Raw genomic sequence first — 24,181 nt, 5'->3', positions numbered from 1 at the left:
AGATCCTCTTGGCTCTATCGTTTCTGATTATCAGCACAATAGAATCAACCGCGCGGGCGGCCCCGAGAATCTATAGAAACATCTAGAATCTATTTTACCAAAGCACTAGTATGTACTCACGTTCACGGCTTTGTTTGCTGCTTTGCCTGTTTGTCGGTGCTGCTTTTTCGCGCACCAAAATTGACGAATCGGAAATCCGTTTTCAGATCACCAATGCGGGATTAACTGTAAATGGCTCGTTTACAGGCCTGGAGGCAACCATTCAGTTTAATCCTGAACATCCTGAACAGGCTCAAATTTCAGCGTCGGTTCCGGTCAATACCATCAAAACGGGACTGGCTCTACGAGATAAGCATTTACAGAAACCGGATTATTTCGACGCCGAAAAGAATCCATTGATTACGCTACAGTCGAAGAGCATCCAAAAAATCAGTTCTAACACGTACGAAGGCATTTTTGAGCTAACCATGAAAGGTATTCGCCGAGAGGTAAAGATGCCGTTTTCCGTATCGGCCAAAAACGAGTTTATGGGTAGTCTGAAAGTCAATCGCCTGGATTTTAATATCGGTAAATCCAGTCTGGTTTTAGCCGATGATGTAACGGTCAGCATTCGGGTTAAAATGGCCGAGGGATCATAATTCCACCTAAGCTGATTCACGTTGGTCTATCGTCCCCCAATCCGAATTAAATCGCCCACGCGTCGATTTGCCCAAATCGGATTAGACGATTGAATTTGCGTCGTCGCGGTTTCAACAACCCATTGTTGTCGGGCGTCATCATAGGCAATATGTAGAATTACTTCCAGTTCACTTTTGTCAGCAATTCGGTTCGCTATAATCTCATCTGTTTGAATACGACCTTGTACCAGGCGAACGACCCGGTCGGCGAGTGTCTGCACATCTACCTCGTGATGGCTCACCAGAAGCGTTGTTGTTCCCCATGTCTGATGAAGGGTCAACAATACTTGCCGAAGCGTTTGACTGGCCTCAGCATCCAACGCGGCAAACGGTTCATCCAGCAGCAAGAGCTGGGGCCGACGCACCAACGCACGGGCCAATGCCACTCGCTGACGTTGGCCTCCCGACAAACGCTCAGGCTTCTGATTGACCAATGCGTTTAGACCCGTAGCTTCAATCAATTCATCCAGTAGCGTTTGTTGGCCTGCTGGGGCAGCGTATTGCATATTTTCCCGAACGGTCATGTTTGGAAACAGGGCTGTATCCTGAAACACATAGCCAATCGATCGTTGTTGAGGTTTCCAATTTATCCCCTGATTTTTGTCTAACCAGACGTCATTCTCAACCATAATTCGGCCCTGTTGCGGATTCTCCAGACCAGCCAGTAAGCGAAGCAAAGTCGTTTTTCCCGACCCAGAAGGCCCAACCACTGCCGTTAAACTACCCGATGCTATCTCAAGTTGTACGTGAAGGTCACTGGCTCCTTCCACAAACAATCGTGGCATTACAACGTCGATGTGGATCATACCGTTACGCGTTTATTGATCGCATAGACCAGCAACAAAATAGCAAACGAGAGACCTAGCAAGAGCGCTGCATAGGCATGAGCTGTTTCGAAATGAAGCAATTCGACTTCATCGTAGATAGCAATTGACGCGACCCTTGTCTGACCGGGCAGGTTGCCGCCAATCATTAGCACCAGACCAAATTCACCAATGGTATGAGCAAATGTGAGCACAATTCCGGTGAGCAAGGCTGGTTTACAGTTGGGTAAAAGCACCCGCCACAAGGTTCGCCTACGCGATTGGCCTAGTGTGTACGACGCTTCTCGCCAGGAAGCAGGCAGATTTTCCAATCCGGCCTGAATCGGGTGCACCATAAACGGCAAGCTATACAACAGTGAAGCCACAACCAGCCCTTGAAACGAAAAGACGAGTTGTAGATTGACCGTTTTCAATAGCCAGGCCCCGAACGAGCTGGTCGGACTGAACGCGAGCAATAGGTAAAAGCCAACTACCGATGGAGGCAATACCAACGGGAGACTAATGATGGCTTCAATAACTGGTTTGAGCCGAAACTGACTAAGTGCCAGCCAACCCGCCAACGGAACGCCAATCAGGAGCAGAATGAAGGTTGTGATACCCGCTAAGCGCAATGTTAGCCAGATAGGTTCCCAGTCGATGGGCATAAGATTATGGGTTTGTGGTTTACGGTTTATGATTTACAGTTGGCTGACGCCTAAATTGCTGGAGCGTCAGTCAACCGTAAACCACAAACCGTAAACCTATTTTCCAGCCGAACGATACCCAAACTGTTGCAAAATACGTTGGGCCTGCGGGCTACGCAAAAACGTCATGAACTGCTCGGCTTCTTTAGGGATTGTAGTTCGTTTCAACACCACTACACCCTGCGCAATGGGCGAATAACCCGTTGTCGGCAAATCAATCCAGTGACCGCGCTTCGTCAAACTAGGGTCGAGCACTACCGATTTGGCCGTGAAGCCAACCTCTGCCGCTCCCGACAGAATGTATTGATTCACCTGGGCAATACTTTCACCGTATACAACCTTGGGCTGCACCTGATCCAGTAACTTTTTGTGTTTCAGAAACGAAACAGCCGCTTCGCCATAGGGAGCCGTGGCTGGATTGGCAATGGCAACATGCCGAACCGCCGGATCTGAGAGTATTTTCAAATTGGTCGATAGTGGCAAATCCGTCAGCGTCCACAACACCAGCGACCCATAGGCGTAGATTACCGGCGCTGCCACCGTGAGTCCGGCTTTGTGGAGTGTTTGCGGGTACTCCATATCAGCCGACAAAAAGATATCGTAAGGAGCGCCCTGTTGAATCTGGGTTGTCAATTTCCCTGACGAATTGACGATCGATTCGACCTCAATGCCCGTCTTTTTCTGGAACGCCGTTTTCAATTGCACCATCACAAACTGTGCATTAGCCGCCACCGCCACCCGCAATGGGAGGGTTTGGGCTAATAGCGTTGCAGGAAGAAGAAGTAAGAGTATAAGCAATTTTTTCATGTCCATAGTAGGCTGGAATAGTAAACCGTCCACCAAACAACGTAGGGTAATGCAGAGTATACGGGCCAGTTGGCACAGGGTCATCGGCAGCCGTCCAGGCCGAAACCCAAACAGCAACCAATGCCAAACCAAGACCGTTATACCCCTTTCGCATTATGTGTTTCGTTTGAATTAATAATGTAAATGAATGATTACCAGCAAAATACATCACACATTATCCATTAATTATTACTTCGCAAATCGCACTTCGATCGACTTTACTTCCCGTATCCAACGAGCGGGCTTTTTCTCGCCGGGCACTACCACTCGGTAAGGCCCAACACCCTTGGGCAATGACGCTCCATCGACCGCATCGGCTAAGATAATGGTCCGGGTTGCAAATTCAGGATCGATTTCAGCGAGCGCGAAGATGACTTCATAGCCGTCGATGGCTTTTATAGCCACATATTTCGTCAGGTTTTCACCCCGAAGTGCGCTCCCCAGCGTAGCGCCCGCTTGCTTGAGCAATTCGGAAAGCGGTATGCCCGAGTACTTATGTTCTTTGCCATCCCGGTCATTTCCCATCACTTCGGTATGTGGCATTGCTTTCAAATCAGCCGCCTGGAGAGTCAAAGGTTTTGTTACTTCACCGGAGATAGTCAACACGGTCTGGGCCCGACTAACCAATGTCGAAAAGAAAAAGGAAAGTGTTATGGCAATGAATAAGCGAGTAGCAGACTGATTTCGGGATTTCGGTTGGTTCATGACACGTCTTATAAATTGGTGATTACTAGGTGAACAAAGAAATTTCGCCCCGCTCCTGGGAAACCTTCTGCCAGCGCACAGTTCCGACCAAAGAGCTACCTACGTAAAGTTGAGCAAAAACCAGGTCGCTATAGTTCAACAAATATAACGCGATAAATCAGCTTAGATAAACCGTTTGATACTATCTATCCTGACTTTGCGCTTTATCTTCGCCGATTGATTTTGCGGTATGGCAACTCTTCACAACTTTCCAGGCCCGGCAGCACGCAGGCAATTCTGGCAGATGCAGGTTATTTATCTGGTAGCAAGCGGTCTTTTTTTGCTGATCTTTCTCCTCTTGCCCAGGAATCAGAAATGGCTGACGACAACCATTGATCGGTTTTATAAACAACGCCAAACGCTTGGGCAGCAAAGCGATATTTCGATTCGAAAACAGGAAGGTTATAAAGACGCCTACACCTATACCGAATTAATCCGAAAACGTTGTCAACCAACTGATTACTTTCTGATTCCTCCACAACGCTATCTTATTCGGAACGCCTGGCAGCAAGGCAAAGCGAATGGCTATAACTGGCTGTACCCCAGCGTGCTCTATTATCACTTGGGCAAGTCGGTTCACCTGCTGGAAATGACGGCACCCGATTCGCTTTTACAGCGGGCTACGCATACGTTTTGGGTGTATGAGAACAAGGTTTTCCTACTAACATTCAAGGCTCATAATCGTCCTTTAGTGATGGCTGAATTCAAAAAATACGACCCTCATTTTTTTGCCTATACGCCTGAACAGGCACGGGCCTACTACCAATCGAAGCCATGAGTTCAGCTACCGTATTCGTTATGCTAACCCAATTCCTAGTTGGTTTCGGGCCAATAACCCGACTTAGAGCCGTAAAAAGTGGGTATAGTTTGCTGGGACTGGCGATGCTGACAGGGCTTGGCTTTAGTTCGATACTCCCTTTTCTGTTGCAATTTTTACATCTACCCATAGCCACCACTCCCCTATTTATTGGCCTGGGTCTGCTGACAGCACTTTCGCTTGTGCTACTACGAGGACAGTGGCTATATCTGCGCGAAGCCTTTAGTTCAGAGCAACTTAAGGTACAGCCCTACGAATTGCCATTTCTGGGATTCTGGGGTTATCTGTTATTCATAAGCGCCTGGAAATGTGCGTGGTTCCCGAATCTACCCTTCGATACCATCGTCGGGCCCGATCTGGTAGCCACCTATGCCGTTCGCGAACATACTCTGGTATCATCTGTCTTTACACAACACCTCTCTTCGGTATCGACCTTTAGCAATCAGCCATTTTATGCGCCGTTTACGGCGATGCAACAAGTCATCTATTTACTGGCTGCCGACGGTGTGGGCCCTTTTGCTTTCGGGAAAAGCTGGCTTACGATATTGGTCATTTCCTTTGGTCTGTTTTTCTACGCCGAACTACGCGAGCGTATTCATCCGATGCTGGCGGGTGTACTTCTCACAATTCTGGCCTGTTCCCCAGAGTTATTTGCCTACACATTTCTGGTTCAAACCGATTGGGCGAATGCGGCCTTCTTTGCAACGGGCGTTATTTTACTGCAACACTATTGTGAATCAGGGCAGCGAGGTCCATTTATAGGAAGTGCACTGCTTCTGGCCTTTGCTTGCTGGACACGTACCGAAACAATTTTCTTCGTGCCCATTGGAGCGTTATTAGTACTAATCCAATCCCCTGACATCCCTGGAAACAAGGCTATTCTTCGGGCAATTGCGCTATCAATTGCTTGTTTGCTACCGGTCATTTTCTGGAATTATATCTTTTTACGCGGATATCTTCCTCTACCTGCCCATGCAAAGCCGGGTTTACTTCATGGCATCACCGACGATTATCTGGCTCAACTTATACGAACATACGCTAACATGGGTAAAGAGGTAGTTTTCCACGATGTATATTGGGGCTACGCGGTATGGTTTTTTCTACTAGTAAGCGTGGTTAATGTCCTAGTTTTCAGAGATAGGCAGGGACTTTTCACGCTTATCTGGATTGTAAGTATTTATATGCTGTTTGGCCTGATTATTCAGCATGTCGATGGCGCGAATGTCCCCTTTACGTTCCGGCGCGGTTTCTTCAAGCTCCTTTTTCTGATGTATTTCTATCTCGGCACGACGAGCCTGTTCCGTTGGTTGTCAGACCGGATTAAGGTTTATTCGACAGGATTTACAGGATAAACAGGATTTTCTTTTCTACAATTAGAATCTTGTTTTATCCTGTAACTTGACTTTCGCATTTATGGGAAACCCGCTGAGGGTTTACGATGTAGATTTAGGTCGCCAAACTTATCTCTCCATGCTTACACTACCCAGCGAGTTTCTACCTGTAATACTACCGTTTGCCAGCTTGTTTTGCAAACGAGTATTTAACCATGTTCAACTCTTGCTTGCCGGTGCCCTACTTACGCCGGGAAAGCGAACCATTTCTTCCGTCTTGCGCATCATGGGACAAGCCACCAACACTACCTTCCACAAGTACCATGGCACCGGCCACCCGGCGAGTACTTAGTCAGGCCCAGTGGTCAGCTTTACAAGCCAGTCGAGTTTTGCTGGCTCAACTGGTGCGTGTCTTCATTGGACAAGGGCCACTGGTGGTCGGTATCGATGAGACCCTGGAACGGCGCTGGGGCAAACGCATTGCGGCCAAAGGTATTTTTCGGGATGCCGTTCGCAGTAGTGAAAAGTATACCGTCAAGTGCAGTGGCTTACGATGGGTGAGTGTGATGGCCTTGATACGTATTAGTTGGGCGGGTGGGGTCTGGGCTCTACCCTTTCTGACGGCTCTGGCCCCCGCTAGTGGATACTATCAAAACAAGCCCCGTGCGCCCAAAACGCTGACCGACTGGGCCCGCCAGTTGTTGCGGCAAGTCAAGCGATGGTTGCCTGATCGTCAACTGATTGCCGTGGGAGACAGCAGCTATGCGGTGATTGATTTGTTACTGGCTCTACAGGGGCAAGTGAGCCTGATCAGTCGGCTTCGGCTGGATGCGGCTTTGTATGGCCCCGTTGTGGCCCGTCAACCCGGTCAGCGTGGCCGCAACCGGCTAACGGGGGCGCGCTTAGCCTCGTTAGGGCAAGTGGCGACTGATCCGGCTACCCAGTGGCAGTCTGTGACCATCGCTTGGTATGGAAAGCAATCCCGCCAGCTCGAGTGTACAAGCGGGACGGCCTTATGGTATCATGGCGGCAAAAAGCCACTAGCCATTCGTTGGGTATTGGCTCGGTTTGAGGGAAAAGTAACGGGTTTAGTGAGTAATGATGTTTCGCTGAGTGGTGAACAGATCATCGGCTATTTCGTCCGTCGCTGGTCAATGGAAACCACCTTTGGTTTGGTACGTGCGCATTTAGGGGTGGAAACCCAACGACAGTGGAGTAGCCAGGCCATTGGCCGCACCACCCCGAGTTTATTAGGTTTGTTTTCGGTGGTCACCTTGGTGGCCCATCGACTTGAATCGATGGGTTTACTCACTAGTCAAGTTAGTAGCTGGTATACCAAATCGACTCCCACGTTCAGTGATGCGTTAGCGAGTGTGCGTCAGTATTTATGGTCAGGAATGCATTTTTCGATGTCTGATCAGGAGCTAATCCATGTAAAAATGAGTCGACAGCAGTACCAGCTATGGCAGCAGGCCTTAGCATGGGCTGCGTAAAGCTAAAGTCAAGTGTAAATCCTGTCAGAAAAAACTATTGAGCCCATAATGGTTTAGCCTCCACTACCTTGCCATAAATCGCACAGTCTTCGGTATGGGCGCCGGGTAGGTAGCCAATGCTCATTAAGAATTCGTTCACAATTTCACCGCCCGTAAACCGAAACGTCTTTTTAAACAGCTTCACCCACTCTGCTTTAGTTTTTGGATGATTCGATTCCAGCCATTTTTCAAACGATCCGTACTCTTCTTGCAGCCGCAGGATGGTTTTGGCATTGTCAATGGCAGCATTCACTTTCAGGCGATTACGTATGACACCCGGATCAGCCAGCAGGCGCTCCCGATCAGCATCGGTGTAGGCGGCTACGGTTTGCAGGTCAAAATTATCGTAGGCTTTCCGGAAGGTGGCTTCCTTTTTCAGAATGGTTTCCCAACTCAGACCCGCCTGGTTTATTTCCAATACCAGACGACAGAACAATTCATTATCGTCGTGGATGGGGAAACCATAGAGGTGATCGTGGTAAGCTTTGTGTAAAGCTTTACGCTCTTCGGGCATAAAGTCGATGGCACGACAGTAAGACATAGAATGGGTGAGTTTGGGCTTAAAAATACCGCAAAACTCGAACATCATACCCAGAAAAATGTATCCCAATCGAGGTTTGTTGTAGCAAAGCTAAACTTTGGATGAAGGTATGTCTACGTCAAATTTCACACTAAGCAGTCTGACAAACAGCCACTTGCTATAAGGCTACTGGATTCATCAGTCGGTCGATATTTTTAAGTAGAGCCGTTTTCACAGCGGTTGAATTAGTTAATGTTAAGGCTGTTTCAAAATGACGTACTGCCTTTGTACTGTCAATAGCAGTGTATAGATAGCCTAGCAAGGCGTAGTAATAATGATTGTCGGTGAGCTTCAGCTTTTCGGCTTCGCGAATGGCCTCCTGCTTGCTATTTGCTTTGGCCAGCGCAAACGTTCGATTTAATGCCGCTAATGGCGAATAGTCCAGCATAAGCAATTGGTTATAAAGCTGCAGAATACTCTCCCATTTTTCGGGGGTATCTTCTTTATGCGTATGCCAATAGGCGATGCCTGCTTCCAGATGAAATTTGGTCAGTATAGTACCCGTTGACGCCAGATTTAAATAATAGGTACCCTGTTCAATCAACTCCTTGTTCCATCGGGTTTCATCCTGATCCTGATACAGAATAATGTCGCCCTGGTCGTCCGTCCGGGTATCAAATCGAGACGCATGAAAACTCATCAGGGCAAACAGGGCATTGACAGAAGGCGTATTGGTCGCTTCATTCTCGATCAACAAATAGGTCAGGCGCATGGCTTCCGCGCACAGATCTTTACGGAGAAGTCTGTTTTGAGCCGTCGAAAAATAGCCCTCAGAAAATAATAAGTATAAGGTTGTCAGAACAGTATCCAGCCGATTACTGATTTCCGTTACTGTAGGTTGCTCAATTTTTATCTGAGCTTCTTTTAGGGCTGATTTCGCCCGATTTATTCGCTTATAAATGACGTCTTTACTGGTCAAAAAGGCGTCTGCAATTTCCTGAATACCAAAGCCACAAAGCAAATTTAAGGCTAACGCAATTTGCGATTCGCCAGAAATACATGGATTACATACGGTAAAAATCATGGCTAACTGACTGTCGGCGATGTTTTTGGTCGATAAATCCAGATCCAGTTCTTCACCTTTGGGCGCATTGTATTTTAGGTCGGCCGAAAGTTTCTGATCAAAAAGTGCATTCCGTTTTAAGTAATTTTTGGTCTTGTTTTTCGCAACTGTATACAGCCAACCCGTTGGATTTTCGGGTACTTTATTGAAACTCCACAGTTCAGTTGCCGACAGAAACGTATCGCTGACAATATCCTCAGCGATCTCAATATGCTCAATCCCAAACAAATAACAGAGTACCGAAACCAGCTTTCGGTACTCTGTTCTGAATAAATGTGGCAACAGGTCACTGTTTTCCATAGCGTTGATAGAACGATCTTTACCAGTGGGCAGAGGTCATTCGAGAAAATTTACGGCATAGTTCATAGAGCCATACGCACCTCTACAACGGCTCCCCATTCCAGAACAGCCCTTGGCTATTTCGACGGCTTCGTCGTAGTCGGCAGCCCGAATCAGGAACAAACCGCCTACCGATTCCTTGATTTCGGCATATGGGCCATTGATCACTGTGTTATTTTGTTTGATAACCCGACCACCGCCGTCCCAGCGTTTAGGTGGACTGACTAGTTTGTTTTGGGCGGCAATACCGCCAATCCAATCCTGGAAAGGCTTGATGGATGCCTGCATTTGTTCGGGCGACGGGCTGGCATCTTTGCTGATCAGGTCCCGATGAATCACTAACAAGAATTCGTTCATGGCGTGTCTAAATTTAGAAATTTAAATGACCGAAATGATGATACAAAGCGATTACGATAAAACCGGCAGGTACAACAACGGCAAATATCCTCCCCAACTTTCCCAATGCTCGTGCATACTGATTAGTAAACCCAATCGATTGCAGGGATGAAACAATCCCATGCCCCTACTCTGTCAATTACCGATGTCATATTCAGCGAGACATGTAGCGCCAAAAACGAGATCAGAAAAACACCCGAGAGTGCCATTGCCACTTTTCGACCAATGGATGAGGTCAGGAGCGTTGATACTGCCATTGTCTGCCATAAGCGCATCAAAACTGGCCGATCTGATAACTTCCTGGCGTGTTTTCAAACGCATGATTCATGCGATTCCAGGTATTAATAGTCGTAACGGCCAGCGTCAGGTCAATTAATTCCTCATCAGAAAATTGGCTTTTTGCCAGACTGTACACGTCATCCGGCACATGACAGGCCGTAACCGCTTCGGCCCAGGCGAAAGCGGCCCGTTCTCGGTCGGTATAATAGGGAGATTCCCGCCAGGCACTCAGGCCATATAATCGCTGCTCGGTTTCGCCGTTAGCGCGGGCGTCTTTGTAATGCATATCCAGACAATACGCGCAACTATTGATCTGCGATACCCGGAAATAAATCAAATGCTGAAGGGCCGGTTCAACTGAAGATTTCCTTAGATAGCCTCCGATTCCAAAAAGTGTTTTCAGGGCAGCTTGCCCTTTTTCGTGGACGTTCAATCGTTGTTCCATGGTTTACGTTTTTGTTTTACGCCCCATTGACAATCGAACTTTCCAGATTGGACAAACTGACAAAACTTTTTTCAAATTTTATTCAGGGAACCGCACTCCCGTTGTCTGTTCGGCAAATTCCCAGAGCTGTTTAGCAGCCTCTATATTTCGACCCGCATCACTGATCCTGGCTAATGCCGGATAACCGTGCAGTTCACTTTCGCCATCAGGCCCGTAATAGTCACCACCGTTTACGGTTGGGGATGTTGCCGCAAATAGGGCTGGTAAAGCACCCTGCCAGGCAGGCATTAGCTCCCCGAATCGGGTGACGGCTGCCTGATACTCAGCAGTAGGCATATGCCGGGACAAGGCTGTTTGGGTTACGCCGGGATGGGCAGCTACTGAAATAAGCGTATCGCCTACCCGCTCAAATCGCCGTTGTAGTTCGAGAGCAAACTGTAAATCAGCGAGTTTACTGACTGCATACTCCCGATTCGGATCATACGATTTTTCGGATCGTACATTAGCAAAGTCGATCGTATCGACAAACCGGTGGGCACCACTGCTTAAGGTCACAATTCGGGCACCGGCCGTTTGTTTCAGTACGGGATACAAATGACCCGTCAGCGCAAAATGACCCAGAAAATTAACCCCAAACTGAAGCTCGAAGCCATCCTTGGTCTTACTGGCGGGTGGCACCATCACCCCGGCATTGTTAATGAGAATCTGGAGCTGATCATGCCTTTTCCGGATCGACTCTGCGAATTGGTTTATTTGACGAAGGCTGGCCAAATCCAGGACACCGATTTCAAGTGTGCCCCTCCCCCCTTTGGCCTGAATCGTGGCAGCTGCCTGTTCGGCTTTGATGCCATCTCTGCCAGCCAGGATGACGTGCGCTCCGGCAGTATATAAAGCCAGTGCTGTTTCATACCCTATTCCACTCGTTGCCCCCGTTACGAGCGCCGTTTTTCCCGTTTGGTCGGGGATGTTTTCGATTGTCCACATAGCGTTTTTTTTATGGGACAAATTTCAGTGTATGCGTCAGGAATACGCTACCAAAACGAAACCAGTAAGTATAAAAATCAATCAGTAACTAAAACGCGAAACTGTTTGGCGGTTAGGCCGGTATTATGCTTGTAAAAACTCGAAAAATGATTGGCTTCATCGAAGCCCAGACTCCAGGCTATTTCATTAACCGACCAATTCGTGGTTTTGAGAAGGCTCTTTGCTTCCTGAATAATTCGTCGATTGATCAGTTGAGATGTGGTTTGCCCCGTAATTTCTTTAAGCGCTTTATTGAGATGGTTGACATGAATGTTTAATTGATTGGCAAAGGCCGAAGGCGAATCCAGTTTCAACCGTTGCGTGGCTACCTCAATCGGGAATTGCCGCTCCAGTAGCTCCGTAAACAGAAGCACAATTCGCTCGTAAGCAGTTGAGCCGACGGACGGTTTCCCATCAGCAGGCTGTTTCTTCTGCGATTCGAGAATGATTTCCAGAACAAGACACCGTAAAAGGTCATATTTGTAGGTATACTGACCATTTAGTTCAGCAATCATTCGTAAGAAGAGGACATGAAACTGGCCAGCTTCGTGTGTATTTAACGGAACGACCGCGCTGGCCGCCGAAGTAAAAACCGGGTAGTCGCTGATTTTCCCGAATCGACTGAAAAAGTCCTCAGTAAACAGACAGATGAAGCCTGTTTGCTCTTCGCTAATCCGTTCCCAACTATACGGAATCATCGGGTTAGTAAAGACTAATGCGCTTTCCGTAATCTCCATACACTGATCGGCGTAATGAATTTTACTTTGCCCAAAAACAAGGCTCACCTTGAAATACGACCGGCGGCTATAGCTAACCGGTTTATGCTTGGGAAGCGCTAGCTCTTCAACTTTAATGACATTAAAATGGCCGCTTTCCGTTACAGGCGGTTCAATAATACCACCTGTATTAGCATAAAATGAGCGAAGGTCGAGTACAGAAGTCATTCCGTAAAAGTACAAAAATCAATACACAATGCGATAAGGTATTAGCTAATGACAATAAACCCGTGGCATGGCTACGAACAAAAGGCCTACGACTATATCCTACCCTTTCTTGGATCTGGACTTCGCGATCTTTCCCAAGACCACCCTGGCGTTTTCACCCATAATTTTATCAACCTCCTGACTGGTAAATCCTTTCGATGTCAAGGCTTCAGCCACCTGAGGGTATTGCGTATAATTGGTTAGCACCGGCTGGAAATTTGCCGACATATCGGTTCCAATACCGACGTGATTGATACCAACCACATCGACCAGGCGCTTAATATTATCGACGTATTCATCGAAGCTTTTATTAAATCCAGACGGCCAGGCCCCGATAACGCCACCCGTATCGGCTACAACTTTCGCATGCTCTTTTGAGATCGCTCTGAGCGCAATGGGGCGACCGGCCTCCATTTGCAGAATACTATGCGATAAAATGATCGGCGCTTGGGTCAGATTGGCCACATCTTTCGCCGTTTGAAACGAAGCATGCGCCACGTCAATGGCCATGCCCAGTTCATTCATCTTCCTGACCACATCTTTCCCAAAAGGCGATAAACCATTAAAGGTTGTTTCGGCTGTCTGAAGATCGCCCAGATTATTAGGTGCGTAGTGAACCAATTGAATGGAACGAACTCCATCCTGATACGCTTCTTCGATTCGACTTAGCTGATCATCTAAAAAATCGCCACCTTCCACAGCCAGGTAGCCAATAGGTCCGCTGGTTTTGGTACTCAGATCATTCAGATCGGTAGAAAATGGTATACCTACCTGCGAAAAAACTTCTTTAATTCGCTGAAGCTGGCGCTTGTATTCCGTCCAGCCGTCGCCCGGCGAATATTTACGGGTAATAATGATTCCCTTAGGGCCTGGTTTGATCAAAGGAGCATCGGCTACCAATGCCAGAAACCCGCTCGTCAAATGACCCTCTTTCATCTCGTTTACCGTTTCGGGCAACTTTGTTTCCGCATTATTAGCAAAGTTTCGCTCGGTCATTGACCAGCCGGGATGGCAATGAAAATCAAAATAGATTGACTTTTTGGGAGCAGGCATGGCGAAGGCGGCCAGCCTATCGACGGATAGCCAGGATGCCCCAGCCGCAATGGCACAGGCATTTTTCAAAAACTGCTTTCGTGTTTGCATAGGAAGGTTTTCTGCGGTTGTATTCGCAACTGTAAGATAAGCACGAATGAAGCAAGCGCCTTCAACATCACAAAAAATCCGCCATATCTACCTTCAAAAAGATAAATATAGCGGATTACGCAGGCTACTTTTTGATTATGAACCGGCTTAAACTTCGCCCTTTCTTGAAAAATCTAGGTTGTTTTTGTCATTCCTCCTAAGGTCGGAATGACAAGAAACGACTCTGTTTTAACAAAATTCGAAAAACTTAAACAGATTCTATACACTAAGGCTAGACCAAGCCAGCCATTTCAATCTCTTGGTAATCCCGACCTTCTCTCGTTTGCATGATCGCGTCATACACACCATCCCAGAGATCGATGCGTTTCTGCAGAGCCTGCCGAATGACTTGTTCAGCTTCCAGCCAGTTTTGTTCGTCATCACCGCACAGGTTCGCGGTCATTTGCAAGGCAAGCTGACTATGATGATCACCATCTACTTCGATATGGCGTTCGAGGTAATACTTGAAGATGGATAGGCTGTCCGGAAATTTCTTGTGCAAATCGTTGATAATCGAAATAAACATACCCGGAATCAGGTCTTCACGCCCAAACGTAAATACCGCCGATTGCCGATGTTCCCGATCACTGGAAATCACGTCGAATGTAAACTCGACAAAGTCTTTGGCCGGCGCTGGAGTCGCTGAGGCTGTAAACGCCTGCTTGAAATCGCCCGTTTCCTGTAGCACGGCTACAAATGTTTCAATGGCCGACGTATCGGCTCCGCACTGTTGCATGGCATCCAGGTACAGTTCAAAGTGGCTTTTCCGAATTCCCTCTCCATCAACGTCCGATTCTTCCCCAGCTACGATTTCATTGATCAAATAGCGAGTCTCCGCCGAACCCTTTGGAAACCAGGGAACCGACGTACAGGTCAATTTAAGCTGTAACGCCTTGAGTAACGACATGAAGTCCCAAACGGCAAACACATGGTATTGCATAAATACTTTCACGTCCTCAATAGTCTGTATTTCAGCATATACCTTGTGGTTTATAATCGCTTGTCGTAAAGGTTCAATCCCCTTTTTAATCTGTTCAATTCGGTCGTTTATCATTGAAAATAATTACTGTTTGTTGGCTATATACGGCTGAAACCCGATTATAGATGGCGCAAGGCCAGGCCACGTTGGCTCTGGCCTTGTGCCATCTATTACCCGGCCCCTGGCCGTAATGCAAAGATACACTGATAACTCAGCCTGAGGCTGATGAATAGTAGACACAAGGCCAGAGCCAACGTGGCCCGGCCTTGCGCCATAAACGCCATCACACAAACTCAATTAAGAATTCTGTCCAGCCGTCTTCGTTGGTTTTGAGCGAAAAGGGGAATTGATGATTCAGGAGAATTTCGCGGGTGAGCGTTAAGCCGATGCCCTGTCCTTCGGGTTTGGTGCTGTAAAATGGGTTGAACAGATTGGCTTCAATGTCATGTAGGATCGGCGCTCCATTGTCCCGAATAGACAGGTGGCGCGCCGTACTGATGATCTCCACGCGCTGACCCGATTCGCAGGCTTCGAGGGCATTTTTGACGATGTTGACCAGCACCTGCTCCATCTGCTCAACGTCAACCACCTGAACGTTGACCTCCTTCGTGGCAAGTTGCAGACTAACTCCGCGCAGTTCGGCCTGCGGCTGCATCAATCGAACGACACTTTGAGCAATTTCGCTAATGTCGACAGCCCGTTTCTGGGGTTGAGGTAATCTAACCACATCGGCAAACCGACGCATAAAGCGATTCAGTCGATCGTTACGCTCAATGGCGATGCCCACGGCATGCTGAACATCGGGGTCATTTACATAAGTTTTGCTAACGTCGAGAATGGAGTTGACGGCTCCTATGGAATTGTTCACCTCGTGCGCCATCATCCGAATGACCTTGCTGTAGGCTTTCTTTTCGCTGGCCAGAATCTCGGGGGTGAGTTCTTCGATGATCAGAAACGACCGTCGGAAACCCCGATCCATGAAATTCGACCGCAGCACTTTGTAGGTTTCGAGCCCATTGGGTTTCATAATCCGCGACTCTCCGTCGGCCAGATCAGCGATTTGAGCGAGCAACGAAAATCCAAGTTCCGCTAATTGTTTCCCCACAACTTCATCGGGCTTCACCGACAGCAGTTGACTCGCTCTTGGGTTAACCGACGCCACATTCCCATCGAAATCAAAAATCAGGATCGCAATGGGGGCGGCTTCGATGAGCTTTTCTAAAAAAAACTGCTGCTCAATCTGCCGGGTCCGCTCCTGCCGAAGCTGGTCAATCATGAGGTTATAAACGGTTATCAACTCATCGACTTCCTGATTACCCGTTGGTACAAACTTGACGGTGAAGTCTTTATCCCGGATGGCTTCAATGCCTGAAGCGATGAACTCCGACGGTTGCTGAAACCGCCTGTAAATACTGATGGCCGCATAGACAGACAGCAGAAGCCCTAGTTCACTGGCAATGAACAGGAGTTTGTCTTGCTGTAATACCAAATATAGCAGCGCGGTTATTGCTAGATGAACAGCAATAATGTACAGTAAATAGCGAGTACGAAAGCTAACGTGCATAACAGCAGGGAGCAGGGCGCACGGGGCAGGGTGTTGCACAAGGGGAAGTTGTTTACTCCCAGCCCCATGCTCCTTGCCCCATGCTACTCTTCAGTTGAATACGGAATCCCAAATTTCTCCAATCGGCGGTAGAGTGCAAAACGAGTGATGCCCAGCGCCCGCGCCACCTTCGCAACTCGATTATGGTGAAACGCCATAGCTCGCTGAATCATCTGATATTCCATCTCTTCCAGCGTCATCGTACCTACTTCGGGCAGGGACGATCCGGCAGTCTGGCGGGATGCAGAGGGCAGGGTGGTTGTGTTCGACGTAAGGTTGCGTTCGAAGTCTTCGGTTTGTAGCTCGTCGTTGGAGGAAAGGAGAACCGTACGCTCGACTACGTTTTTCAATTGGCGGATATTACCCGGCAAGGCGAGATTTTTCAGCCACTTCTGCGCCACCGAACCCACCTGCAGGGCTGGGCGATTGTAGATAGCTTTCAGGTTGTTAACAAAGTAATTAACCAACAACGGAATATCACCGGGGCGCTCCCGTAAGGCCGGAAGTCGAACGGTAATGAGGTTGATCCGGTAAAACAGGTCTTCGCGAAATTGACCTTTACTGACCATCTCTTCCAGATTTCGGTTGGTGGCACAAATCACCCGCACATCTACCGTCCGGGACTTGCTGCTACCCAGCGGCTCAAACGTCCGATCCTGCAACACGCGTAACAACTTAACCTGACTGGCAGGGTCAAGATCGCCGATTTCGTCCAGAAAAATGGAGCCTTTATTGGCCAGCTCGAAGCGCCCCACCCGGTCGGTTTTGGCATCGGTAAAGGCTCCCCGGACATGACCAAACAGCTCACTCTCGAACAGAGTGGACGATATACCACCCAGGTTGACTTTCACAAAAGGCTGTCGTTTACGCAGGCTATTCTGGTGAATGGCTTCGGCAATTAGCTCTTTACCAGTGCCGCTTTCGCCTGTGATCAGTACGGGCGCGTCGGTTGGGGCTACACGCCCGATGGTCGTTAAAATAGACAACAGATTTGGGTCTTCGCCAACGATATTATCAAAGCGGAACTGCTGATCGAGTTTCCGACGGTTTGGCGATGCCGCTGCGGGTTGCGCCAGATTCAGGGCTGTTCGAACCGATTGAATAAGGTGGTCATTCTGCCAGGGTTTTGTAATGAAATCCTTCGCTCCGGCTTTCATGCCTTCTACGGCCAGATCAATGCTCCCCCACCCGGTAATCAGAATAACCGGTACATTGGGCAGCCGTTCCCGGATTCGACGCAACAAGCGCAGCCCATCATCGCCGGACGTATCGACCGAGAAATTCATGTCGAGTAAGATCAACTCCGGCGCTTCTCCATTTAGCACCTCAAAAGCCTCAAACGGCCCATCAGCCATGCGCACGGTGAATCCTTCTTTCCTGAACAGCAAGGAAAGCGAGGTTTGAATAGCAATATCGTCGTCGATGATGAGGAGCATACTTTTTAATGAATAATGGAAAATGAACAATGTATAATGGCGGACAGCACTCTATTATTCATTTTCATCATTCGTTATTCATTATCCATTTTACATTATCCATTGATCTTACTCCTCATGCAACGCTACCGCTGGTTGAATCATGGCAGCTTGTCGGCTGGGGAAAAGAGCACAAAGCGTGACAATCCCGTAGATGATCGCCACGGCAATCAGAATAGCCGTAACATAAACGCCTGATGACAAGTCGAAAACATTCAACAACGGAAACTGTGCGGCAAACAGTAGCCCGATCAGCATGGCAAAGGTAGCCAGTACCCAGATTTCGCTGATGAATTGGGTCGAAATTCCGTTTCCGGTGGCTCCTAATGCCCGACGCAGACCAATCTCGCCCCGACGTTTGGCAATGCTCAGGTTCAGAACGCCAAACAAACCGAGTGCTACGTTGATCAGCAAAAAGCTACTCACAATCAGCGCGATAATAATGGGAACCAGCACCAGATTATGCTGATTTTTACGTGAATCGGTCAGGTAATCGACTTCAACGCTCCAACCTGTCATCATCGACGCGATGTCTTTTACTACCTTAGCTTCAAACGCGGCATCGGTACCGGGTTTCACTTTAATGATCATCGTATCGATCCAGGTAGCATCAACTTTTGCTAACTCAAAGAGGGTTGGTTTATTCGACATAAATTCGCCTTTTGCTTTGAAGTTGTCGATTACGCCAACAACCCGAAACCGCTCACTGATAATTTTCCCCAGCGGATTCTCATCGCCAAACAACGCTTCTTTCGCCTTTCGATTGATGACCACCGGCGTAAATTTCCCGACACTGTCGGCGTTTCGATACCAATGGCCAGCCACGACAGGAATATCGAGCGTTCTCGCGTAATTCTCGTCGGTTGTGTACGATTCAGCCAGTACCTTATGCTTGTTGTACTCAATGCCGTTGTTCGTCTGATTAGCCGAAAACGGAAAGTTACTACCCATACGGGAAACCGATTCTACTTCGGAGTATGCCCTCAGACGCTGTTGAATCCGCTGTAATTTTTCGGCAATACCCGTTGTGTCCTGGTTTGCCTTCAGGCTAATAGCCCAGACGTTATCGTAGGTAAAGCCTAACGGCTCCTGGTAATTGCCCACATTCACAACGATCAATGTGGCCAGTCCGAAAAGGACCATAAACGACGCCCAGATTTCGACAATCAGTAAAGCATGCGTCTTCTTCTTATTCCAGATTAATTTAAACAGATGAGGGATCATAATTAATGAGCGAAAGAGTGAATGAGCGAAAGAGTGACCAAGTGATCCAGCCTTTTCGCTCTTTCACTCATTCACTCTTTCACTCTTTAGGATTTGAGCGCTTCAGCAATGGTTAGTTTTGACATGCGGAGGGCGGGTAGTACACCCGATAAAAGCCCGAAAATCAGGCATACCAGCAGGCTAATCAGGAACACGCTCAGGTTGATGGTCAGGTCGGCATAGGCGATCATGCCACTGGTGTTGATCAGATGAATGACAATCAGCGTCAGGACTAACGCGATGGCCCCACCAATGAATGTAATGAAAATATTCTCAACGATAAACTGCCAGACCAGGGTTTTCACAGGCGCTCCAAACGCTTTTCGGATGCCGATTTCGGAGGCTCTTTCCATGATGCGACTGACATTGATGTTTACCAGATTGATGGCCGGAAGCCCCATCAGCATAAACAGGACAAACCCAATTACCCCAAAAAAGATGGCCTTTACACCCGGATTACCATCCAGAATACTACCCAGAAAATTCTGTAAATAGGGTTCACTTTTCACATTCAATGTGGCATACTTAAAACCATCCTGAATACCGGGCAACGGGATACGATTGATATGCCCCTGAAATTCATCCTGAATGGCTTTAAAATCCGATTTATCCTTAGCCAATATCATTGCCACATAGCCACCCCGCATACTGGTGTTCTGGTAATTGCTTTTGGGAGATGTATATGGGAAGAAAACATCGGCATAGGTAAACGGGCGAGTAACGGGGCTGGCCTTTACGACGCCAATTATCTTGTAATGAATGTTTTCAATTTCAACAGTCTTGCCAACAACAAGGTCGGTAACATTGCCAAAATAGTGCTTTTTAAAATCATCGGTAATAACAGCCACGTTGTCGCCATTGGCCATATTCTGTTCATTGTAAGGCTTACCTTCCAGAAACTCAAAGTCGGCGACTCGCCAGAAATCGGCATCGGTAAATTTGGTATTGAGTTTGATTTTCTGCGAGCCTACATAGGCGTTCGAACTATTGATCAACGTACTGATGGCAACCCGCTCCGGCGTTTTCAGCGATTTGGCATGTTCCGTCAGAAACTTAAAACTCATAGGTCCCGAACTGCGGGATGTCATACTTGAATCCCGTTGCTCCATGGTCATGATGTAGAGCGATCGATCCCGCTTCGTTTCAGGATAATGACTCCCAATCAGGTGATCCAGAAACGAGGTCAGCACCATCAACACAGTCAGGGTGAGGCTAATGCCGAAGAGTGTAATGAAGGTGTAGAACGGATGCCGCAGCAACACCTTCCAGGCAATTTTGATGTAGTTGGCTAACATAATTAAAGAGCGAATGAGTGAATGGGCGAAAGAGTGAATGAGTGGTTGGCGCATAACTTTCGCTCTTTCACTCATTCATTCTTTCACTCTTTATAAAACCTGCGTTCCGTCGAACAACCTCACCAGTCGGTGGGTGCGTTTGGCCATTTGTTCGTCGTGGGTAACCATCACGATAGTGGCACCGTCGTCGTTGAGTTGTTGCAGAATGTTCATGATTTCGTTGCCCATCGCGCTGTCGAGGTTACCCGTTGGCTCATCGGCCAGAATAATGTCGGGGTTGCCCACGATGGCGCGGGCAATAGCTACCCGTTGTTTCTGCCCACCCGATAACTGCTTCGGGAAGTGTTTCATACGGTTACTCAGGCCCACCTTTACCAACGCTTCTTTGGCGTACTCCTGACGCGGTTTGCCATTGGTGGAACGATACAGCAAGGGAATCTCCACATTGTCAATCACCGACAGGTCGTTGATGAGGTGAAAGCTTTGAAAAATGAACCCAATCTTCTGGTTTCGCAGCCGGGCCAGTTCCTTATCCGTGTACGTCGTTACCGGTTGCCCATCCAGTTGTACCGTGCCTTTGGAAGGTTCGTCGAGCAGCCCCATAACATTGAGCAGCGTACTCTTGCCGCAACCCGACGGCCCCATAATGGAGACGAACTCCCCTTTCTTAATATCCAGGTTGATGTTGTTCAGCGCCAGCGTTTCGATGGTGCTGGTTCGATAAACTTTTTCGATGTTTTGGAGAGAGATCATAGTTTTTGTTTTTGAGCGAGGAGCATGGGGCATGGAGCGCGGAAAATACCCTGCTCTATGCACCCCGCCCGGTGTTATTTTAGTTTCTGGTTTGTTTCAAAATCATACAGGGTCAATAAGCGAAGGGTGTAATACGCCTGCCAATAGTCACGTAAGGCCAGGATAGCGTCGCGACGGGCGCGGTCTTTTTCCTGAGTGGCAATGCCTAAGTCGGTCACACTGAGATCACTTAGCTTGAAGCGATCCTGTGCAATCTGATAGCGGTCCTGGCCAATCTTGTCAGCTTTAGCCGTGAGTGTCACCTGCTGGCGGAGCATTTGCAAGAGCGTTACCTGCGTAAAAATTTCCTGTTCGAAGGTTAGCTTATCCTGCTCGACGGTTTGCTGGGCCAGTTCCCGGTTCGCTTTCGCCGTTTCGACAATCGCCTGCGTCCGGCCCCAGGTCATAATCGGCAATGTGAACTGGAGCGAGACATATTCGCGGTTCTGCGGTTTCACGTAAATATCGCCCAGGTTTGGCCCTTGATTGGATAGTCCATATCCAGCCGTTAGTGTCGCGTTCAGACCGTTGTTTTTTCGGGCTTTTTCCAGATCCCGTTCGGCCTCCATCAACCGCCGTTTGAACGCAATCGCTGCCGCCCGATTGGCCGTGGCTTCGCTGATCGCCCGATTTACATCGACTGTCAAGTCAGGAATCTGGTTGGGAATAGCCAACTCAAGCGGTCGTGTCTGCGCCAGAACCGATCGGTCGTTTTCTTCATTTCGGTAGCCTATAAACGTTTTCAGTTTGAGTGAAGCCACTGCTGCCGTTTGTCGCGCCGATGCCAGATCTTTTTCAGCATTGAGCACGCTCAGTTGCAATTGTAACAGGTCGTTCTGCGAAATCTTGCCCAAGTCTAATTTATGTAGGGCGATTCGGTAAAGCGTGTCATTATTGACACGGTTGGTTTCGGCAATCTGCAAATTTACCTGCGACACCAATAGGTCGAAATACAAGTTCGTGGCCGTCAGCGACACTTGCTCCAGCGATTCGATCAATTGCTGATTCCCTTCGGCATACAAGAGCGGCTGAATTTTCCGATCCCACCGCATAGGGTTGAACTGGAACAGCGGTTGCGATAAGCCAATTCCAAACGGAATCCCATTATAGAGTTTTGTATCCTGAATAAAGTTATCGAATCGCTGGAGTTGTTTCTGGATAAAAATGGTTCCACCCGTCGGGGCAATTGTCTGGCTTAGCGACAAATTCAGAATCGAGTTATTATAGGATACAGGTTCAAACTGAATGTTCCCATCGGGTTGAGTGACCTGCACATAGGAGCGCGTGAAGTTGGGCAACGATCCATCCAGACTCAATTGCGGTTTATACTGAGCCAGAAACGAGCGATAAGCCCAGATGTTGGTGCGTTGTTGGGTATTGGCCCGTTTCGCCGACACCGATTGTGCCTGCGCTAGCTGCAAGACCTCGTTCAAGGTGGTGGTTTGTGCCAACGCTTGTCCGATTACGCTGAGCAAACCCAATATAATTAAGTAAAAGCGGTTCATAGCAGTCTGGGTTAGTGTTTGGGCTCGATGGTGATTTCTTCCAGATGCTCGTATTGACTCAGATCGGTCAGGATGATTTGTTCACCCGGTTGAATGCCCGATTTTATTTCGACAAAGTCGAAGTTGGATAGACCCAGCGTGACCTCCCGACGATGGGCAACCTGACTGCCTTTCGGCAAGACATATACGTATTGCGTTCGCTTCCCTTTGAATGCAGGCCCGTTTGCTACTCGGACGGCCTTCGCCACCCGGTCGGTGATGACGAACACCTCTACTTTCATATTCGGGCGAAGGGACGCGTGGTGGCTATTATCCAGTTGAATCACAAACTGCACGATTCCGTTTTTTACGGCGGGTTTTACCTGTGTAATCAGTCCGCGCAGATTGGTCTCGTTTACTTTAATCGCAACCGGAAGGCCGACTTTAACCTGATCAGCATAAACATCCGAACATGAACCTTCGACCCGAAAACTGGCCAGATCGGCCAACTTGGCCAGCATTTCGCCCTCGTTGACCGCTGAGCCGATGTTCTCATTCACCCATGTCAGCACGCCAGGCCGGTCGGCAATAATGTCGGCCTGTTTCAGTTTATGCGTTAATTCTTTCAGGTTCTTTTCTTCAATCTGCGCCTGTAACGTTGTTTCGCGTAGGCTGGCTCCCATCGACTGCCGGTTGTAGGTCAGATCGTTCTCCAACTGCTTTTTTTCCAGTTCGGCCACATGGAGGGCATTTTCGGCGCGGGTCACATCTTCGCCTGTGCTCCCTCCTACTTTCTGCAATCGCTTTGCGCCTTCCAGATCAGCTCGCAGCCGATTGATGTTCAGTAGTTTTATTTGATCGTTCACCTCGGCATCATACAGGCTTTTGTTCAACTTCATACGTAGCTGGTCGATACCATTTCGTTTCAGAGCCAGTTGATCATTGAGTTTTTCCAGTTCAATTTCTGTAAGTGACTTATCGAGATCCAGAATCGGCTGACCGGGTTTAACAGCTGTGCCGGGCATGAGCAGGACGCGCCGAATACTGGCCCGAATGGGGCTGGTATAAATCTGTTCGTAAGCCGGAATAACTTCGCCCGTTGCATTTAACGAGTTTTCGACTGGGCCAATTTCAGCGGTTGTGGTTCGGATTCGCTCCCCTTCAACAGAGGTTTTTAGCGCATTCCTCGTCCAGAGAATGACCAGTGCCAGGGCCACAACGACCGTTACCCCGATGAGCAGGTTTCGATTGCGGCCTCGATTGGCAATTTCTGGGGCAAGTTCTTTATCCATTTTCTGTATTGTATGACACAGATAGAAGGCCAAACAACGTGCCAGCACATAAACCATTATTTATCAATTAGTTAAGCAAGTATTATTACATAAAAAGTGTGCGATTTCGCACACTTTATTGTGAAATCGCACGTATATTTTTGTCATCCCGAAGAATGAGGGATCTTAAGCATCGGGTAACTTGAGATCCCTCATTCTTCGGGATGACAAAAACACGCCACGAATCCGTTACGCCCAAAAGCCCTTACCAATGC

The 24,181-nt window shown here is 48.2% G+C and carries 25 protein-coding genes; 5 read left to right on the top strand and 20 right to left on the bottom strand.

Annotation, left to right across the window (positions count from 1 at the left end):
• The first annotated feature begins 110 nt into the window (after positions 1-110).
• Positions 111-638 (top strand): YceI family protein, encoded by a 528-nt coding sequence (locus ACYVGR_RS29145; RefSeq protein ID WP_460963486.1) that lies wholly within the window; start codon positions 111-113, stop codon positions 636-638.
• Between the two features lie 26 nt (positions 639-664).
• Here the strand turns inward: ACYVGR_RS29145 and ACYVGR_RS29140 are convergent, their stop codons facing one another.
• The 5 genes from ACYVGR_RS29140 to ACYVGR_RS29120 all read right to left on the bottom strand — a co-directional run bounded on the left by ACYVGR_RS29140 (position 665) and on the right by ACYVGR_RS29120 (position 3,735).
• The gene (locus tag ACYVGR_RS29140) at positions 665-1,483 is read right to left on the bottom strand and encodes an ATP-binding cassette domain-containing protein (RefSeq protein ID WP_460963484.1); all 819 of its coding nucleotides are present in this window, start codon (positions 1,481-1,483) and stop codon (positions 665-667) included.
• Positions 1,480-2,145, bottom strand: coding sequence for a molybdate ABC transporter permease subunit (gene modB, locus ACYVGR_RS29135; RefSeq protein ID WP_460963482.1), 666 nt, complete (start codon positions 2,143-2,145; stop codon positions 1,480-1,482). Before modB ends, ACYVGR_RS29140 begins: the two co-directional genes overlap by 4 nt.
• Positions 2,146-2,241: 96 nt before the next feature.
• Positions 2,242-2,991: a molybdate ABC transporter substrate-binding protein gene (gene modA / locus ACYVGR_RS29130; protein ID WP_460963480.1), complete on the bottom strand. Its 750-nt coding sequence runs from the start codon at positions 2,989-2,991 to the stop codon at positions 2,242-2,244.
• A complete protein-coding gene (locus ACYVGR_RS29125) occupies positions 2,906-3,145 on the bottom strand; it encodes a hypothetical protein (RefSeq protein ID WP_460963478.1) in 240 nt (79 codons plus the stop codon). Before ACYVGR_RS29125 ends, modA begins: the two co-directional genes overlap by 86 nt.
• 74 nt (positions 3,146-3,219) lie before the next feature.
• On the bottom strand, positions 3,220-3,735 hold the full coding sequence (locus tag ACYVGR_RS29120) for a molybdopterin-dependent oxidoreductase (protein WP_460963476.1): 516 nt from the start codon (positions 3,733-3,735) through the stop codon (positions 3,220-3,222).
• A gap of 229 nt (positions 3,736-3,964) precedes the next feature.
• On the opposite strand from ACYVGR_RS29120, the gene ACYVGR_RS29115 reads away from it, so the two are divergent.
• The 4 genes from ACYVGR_RS29115 (at position 3,965) to ACYVGR_RS29100 (ending at position 7,415) form a co-directional block, all read left to right on the top strand.
• The gene (locus ACYVGR_RS29115; RefSeq protein WP_460963474.1) at positions 3,965-4,552 is read left to right on the top strand and encodes a hypothetical protein; all 588 of its coding nucleotides are present in this window, start codon (positions 3,965-3,967) and stop codon (positions 4,550-4,552) included.
• A complete protein-coding gene (locus ACYVGR_RS29110; RefSeq protein WP_460963472.1) occupies positions 4,549-5,943 on the top strand; it encodes a glycosyltransferase family 39 protein in 1,395 nt (464 codons plus the stop codon). The genes ACYVGR_RS29115 and ACYVGR_RS29110 overlap by 4 nt, the downstream gene beginning before the upstream one ends.
• A 118-nt stretch (positions 5,944-6,061) precedes the next feature.
• Positions 6,062-6,274 carry a hypothetical protein gene (locus ACYVGR_RS29105; RefSeq protein ID WP_460963470.1) on the top strand — a complete coding sequence of 71 codons (213 nt, stop codon included), beginning with the start codon at positions 6,062-6,064 and terminating at the stop codon, positions 6,272-6,274.
• Positions 6,246-7,415, top strand: a complete 1,170-nt coding sequence (locus ACYVGR_RS29100; protein ID WP_460963468.1) for an IS701 family transposase — start codon at positions 6,246-6,248, stop codon at positions 7,413-7,415. The genes ACYVGR_RS29105 and ACYVGR_RS29100 overlap by 29 nt, the downstream gene beginning before the upstream one ends.
• Positions 7,416-7,449: 34 nt before the next feature.
• Here the strand turns inward: ACYVGR_RS29100 and ACYVGR_RS29095 are convergent, their stop codons facing one another.
• The 15 genes from ACYVGR_RS29095 to ACYVGR_RS29025 all read right to left on the bottom strand — a co-directional run bounded on the left by ACYVGR_RS29095 (position 7,450) and on the right by ACYVGR_RS29025 (position 23,927).
• Entirely contained in the window at positions 7,450-7,995 is a 546-nt protein-coding gene (locus ACYVGR_RS29095; RefSeq protein WP_460963466.1) for a DNA-3-methyladenine glycosylase I, read from the bottom strand.
• A 157-nt stretch (positions 7,996-8,152) separates the two neighbouring features.
• Positions 8,153-9,397, bottom strand: coding sequence for an RNA polymerase sigma factor (locus ACYVGR_RS29090; protein ID WP_460963464.1), 1,245 nt, complete (start codon positions 9,395-9,397; stop codon positions 8,153-8,155).
• A 36-nt stretch (positions 9,398-9,433) separates the two neighbouring features.
• Complete coding sequence (locus ACYVGR_RS29085; RefSeq protein WP_460963462.1) at positions 9,434-9,793, bottom strand: YciI family protein; 360 nt, start codon at positions 9,791-9,793, stop codon at positions 9,434-9,436.
• A 313-nt stretch (positions 9,794-10,106) separates the two neighbouring features.
• A complete protein-coding gene (locus tag ACYVGR_RS29080; protein WP_460963460.1) occupies positions 10,107-10,556 on the bottom strand; it encodes a carboxymuconolactone decarboxylase family protein in 450 nt (149 codons plus the stop codon).
• A 78-nt stretch (positions 10,557-10,634) separates the two neighbouring features.
• Positions 10,635-11,540, bottom strand: coding sequence for an oxidoreductase (locus ACYVGR_RS29075; protein WP_460963458.1), 906 nt, complete (start codon positions 11,538-11,540; stop codon positions 10,635-10,637).
• A gap of 77 nt (positions 11,541-11,617) precedes the next feature.
• Positions 11,618-12,523 carry a helix-turn-helix domain-containing protein gene (locus ACYVGR_RS29070; protein WP_460963456.1) on the bottom strand — a complete coding sequence of 302 codons (906 nt, stop codon included), beginning with the start codon at positions 12,521-12,523 and terminating at the stop codon, positions 11,618-11,620.
• 99 nt (positions 12,524-12,622) lie between these two features.
• On the bottom strand, positions 12,623-13,705 hold the full coding sequence (locus tag ACYVGR_RS29065) for a dipeptidase (RefSeq protein ID WP_460963454.1): 1,083 nt from the start codon (positions 13,703-13,705) through the stop codon (positions 12,623-12,625).
• Between the two features lie 271 nt (positions 13,706-13,976).
• Entirely contained in the window at positions 13,977-14,795 is an 819-nt protein-coding gene (locus tag ACYVGR_RS29060; protein WP_460963585.1) for a DUF3050 domain-containing protein, read from the bottom strand.
• A 211-nt stretch (positions 14,796-15,006) separates the two neighbouring features.
• Positions 15,007-16,287 carry a sensor histidine kinase gene (locus tag ACYVGR_RS29055; RefSeq protein WP_460963452.1) on the bottom strand — a complete coding sequence of 427 codons (1,281 nt, stop codon included), beginning with the start codon at positions 16,285-16,287 and terminating at the stop codon, positions 15,007-15,009.
• 83 nt (positions 16,288-16,370) lie between these two features.
• Positions 16,371-17,762, bottom strand: a complete 1,392-nt coding sequence (locus ACYVGR_RS29050; RefSeq protein ID WP_460963450.1) for a sigma-54-dependent transcriptional regulator — start codon at positions 17,760-17,762, stop codon at positions 16,371-16,373.
• Between the two features lie 108 nt (positions 17,763-17,870).
• Positions 17,871-19,025, bottom strand: coding sequence for an ABC transporter permease (locus ACYVGR_RS29045; protein WP_460963448.1), 1,155 nt, complete (start codon positions 19,023-19,025; stop codon positions 17,871-17,873).
• 86 nt (positions 19,026-19,111) lie between these two features.
• The gene (locus tag ACYVGR_RS29040; RefSeq protein ID WP_460963446.1) at positions 19,112-20,359 is read right to left on the bottom strand and encodes an ABC transporter permease; all 1,248 of its coding nucleotides are present in this window, start codon (positions 20,357-20,359) and stop codon (positions 19,112-19,114) included.
• Positions 20,360-20,449: 90 nt separating this feature from the next.
• Positions 20,450-21,112, bottom strand: a complete 663-nt coding sequence (locus ACYVGR_RS29035; RefSeq protein WP_460963444.1) for an ABC transporter ATP-binding protein — start codon at positions 21,110-21,112, stop codon at positions 20,450-20,452.
• 74 nt (positions 21,113-21,186) lie between these two features.
• On the bottom strand, positions 21,187-22,656 hold the full coding sequence (locus tag ACYVGR_RS29030) for a TolC family protein (RefSeq protein ID WP_460963442.1): 1,470 nt from the start codon (positions 22,654-22,656) through the stop codon (positions 21,187-21,189).
• Between the two features lie 11 nt (positions 22,657-22,667).
• On the bottom strand, positions 22,668-23,927 hold the full coding sequence (locus ACYVGR_RS29025; RefSeq protein WP_460963440.1) for an efflux RND transporter periplasmic adaptor subunit: 1,260 nt from the start codon (positions 23,925-23,927) through the stop codon (positions 22,668-22,670).
• Positions 23,928-24,181: the final 254 nt, after the last annotated feature.

The organism is Spirosoma litoris, from assembly GCF_054776755.1.
This window is presented reverse-complemented; position numbering and strand designations above follow the sequence as displayed.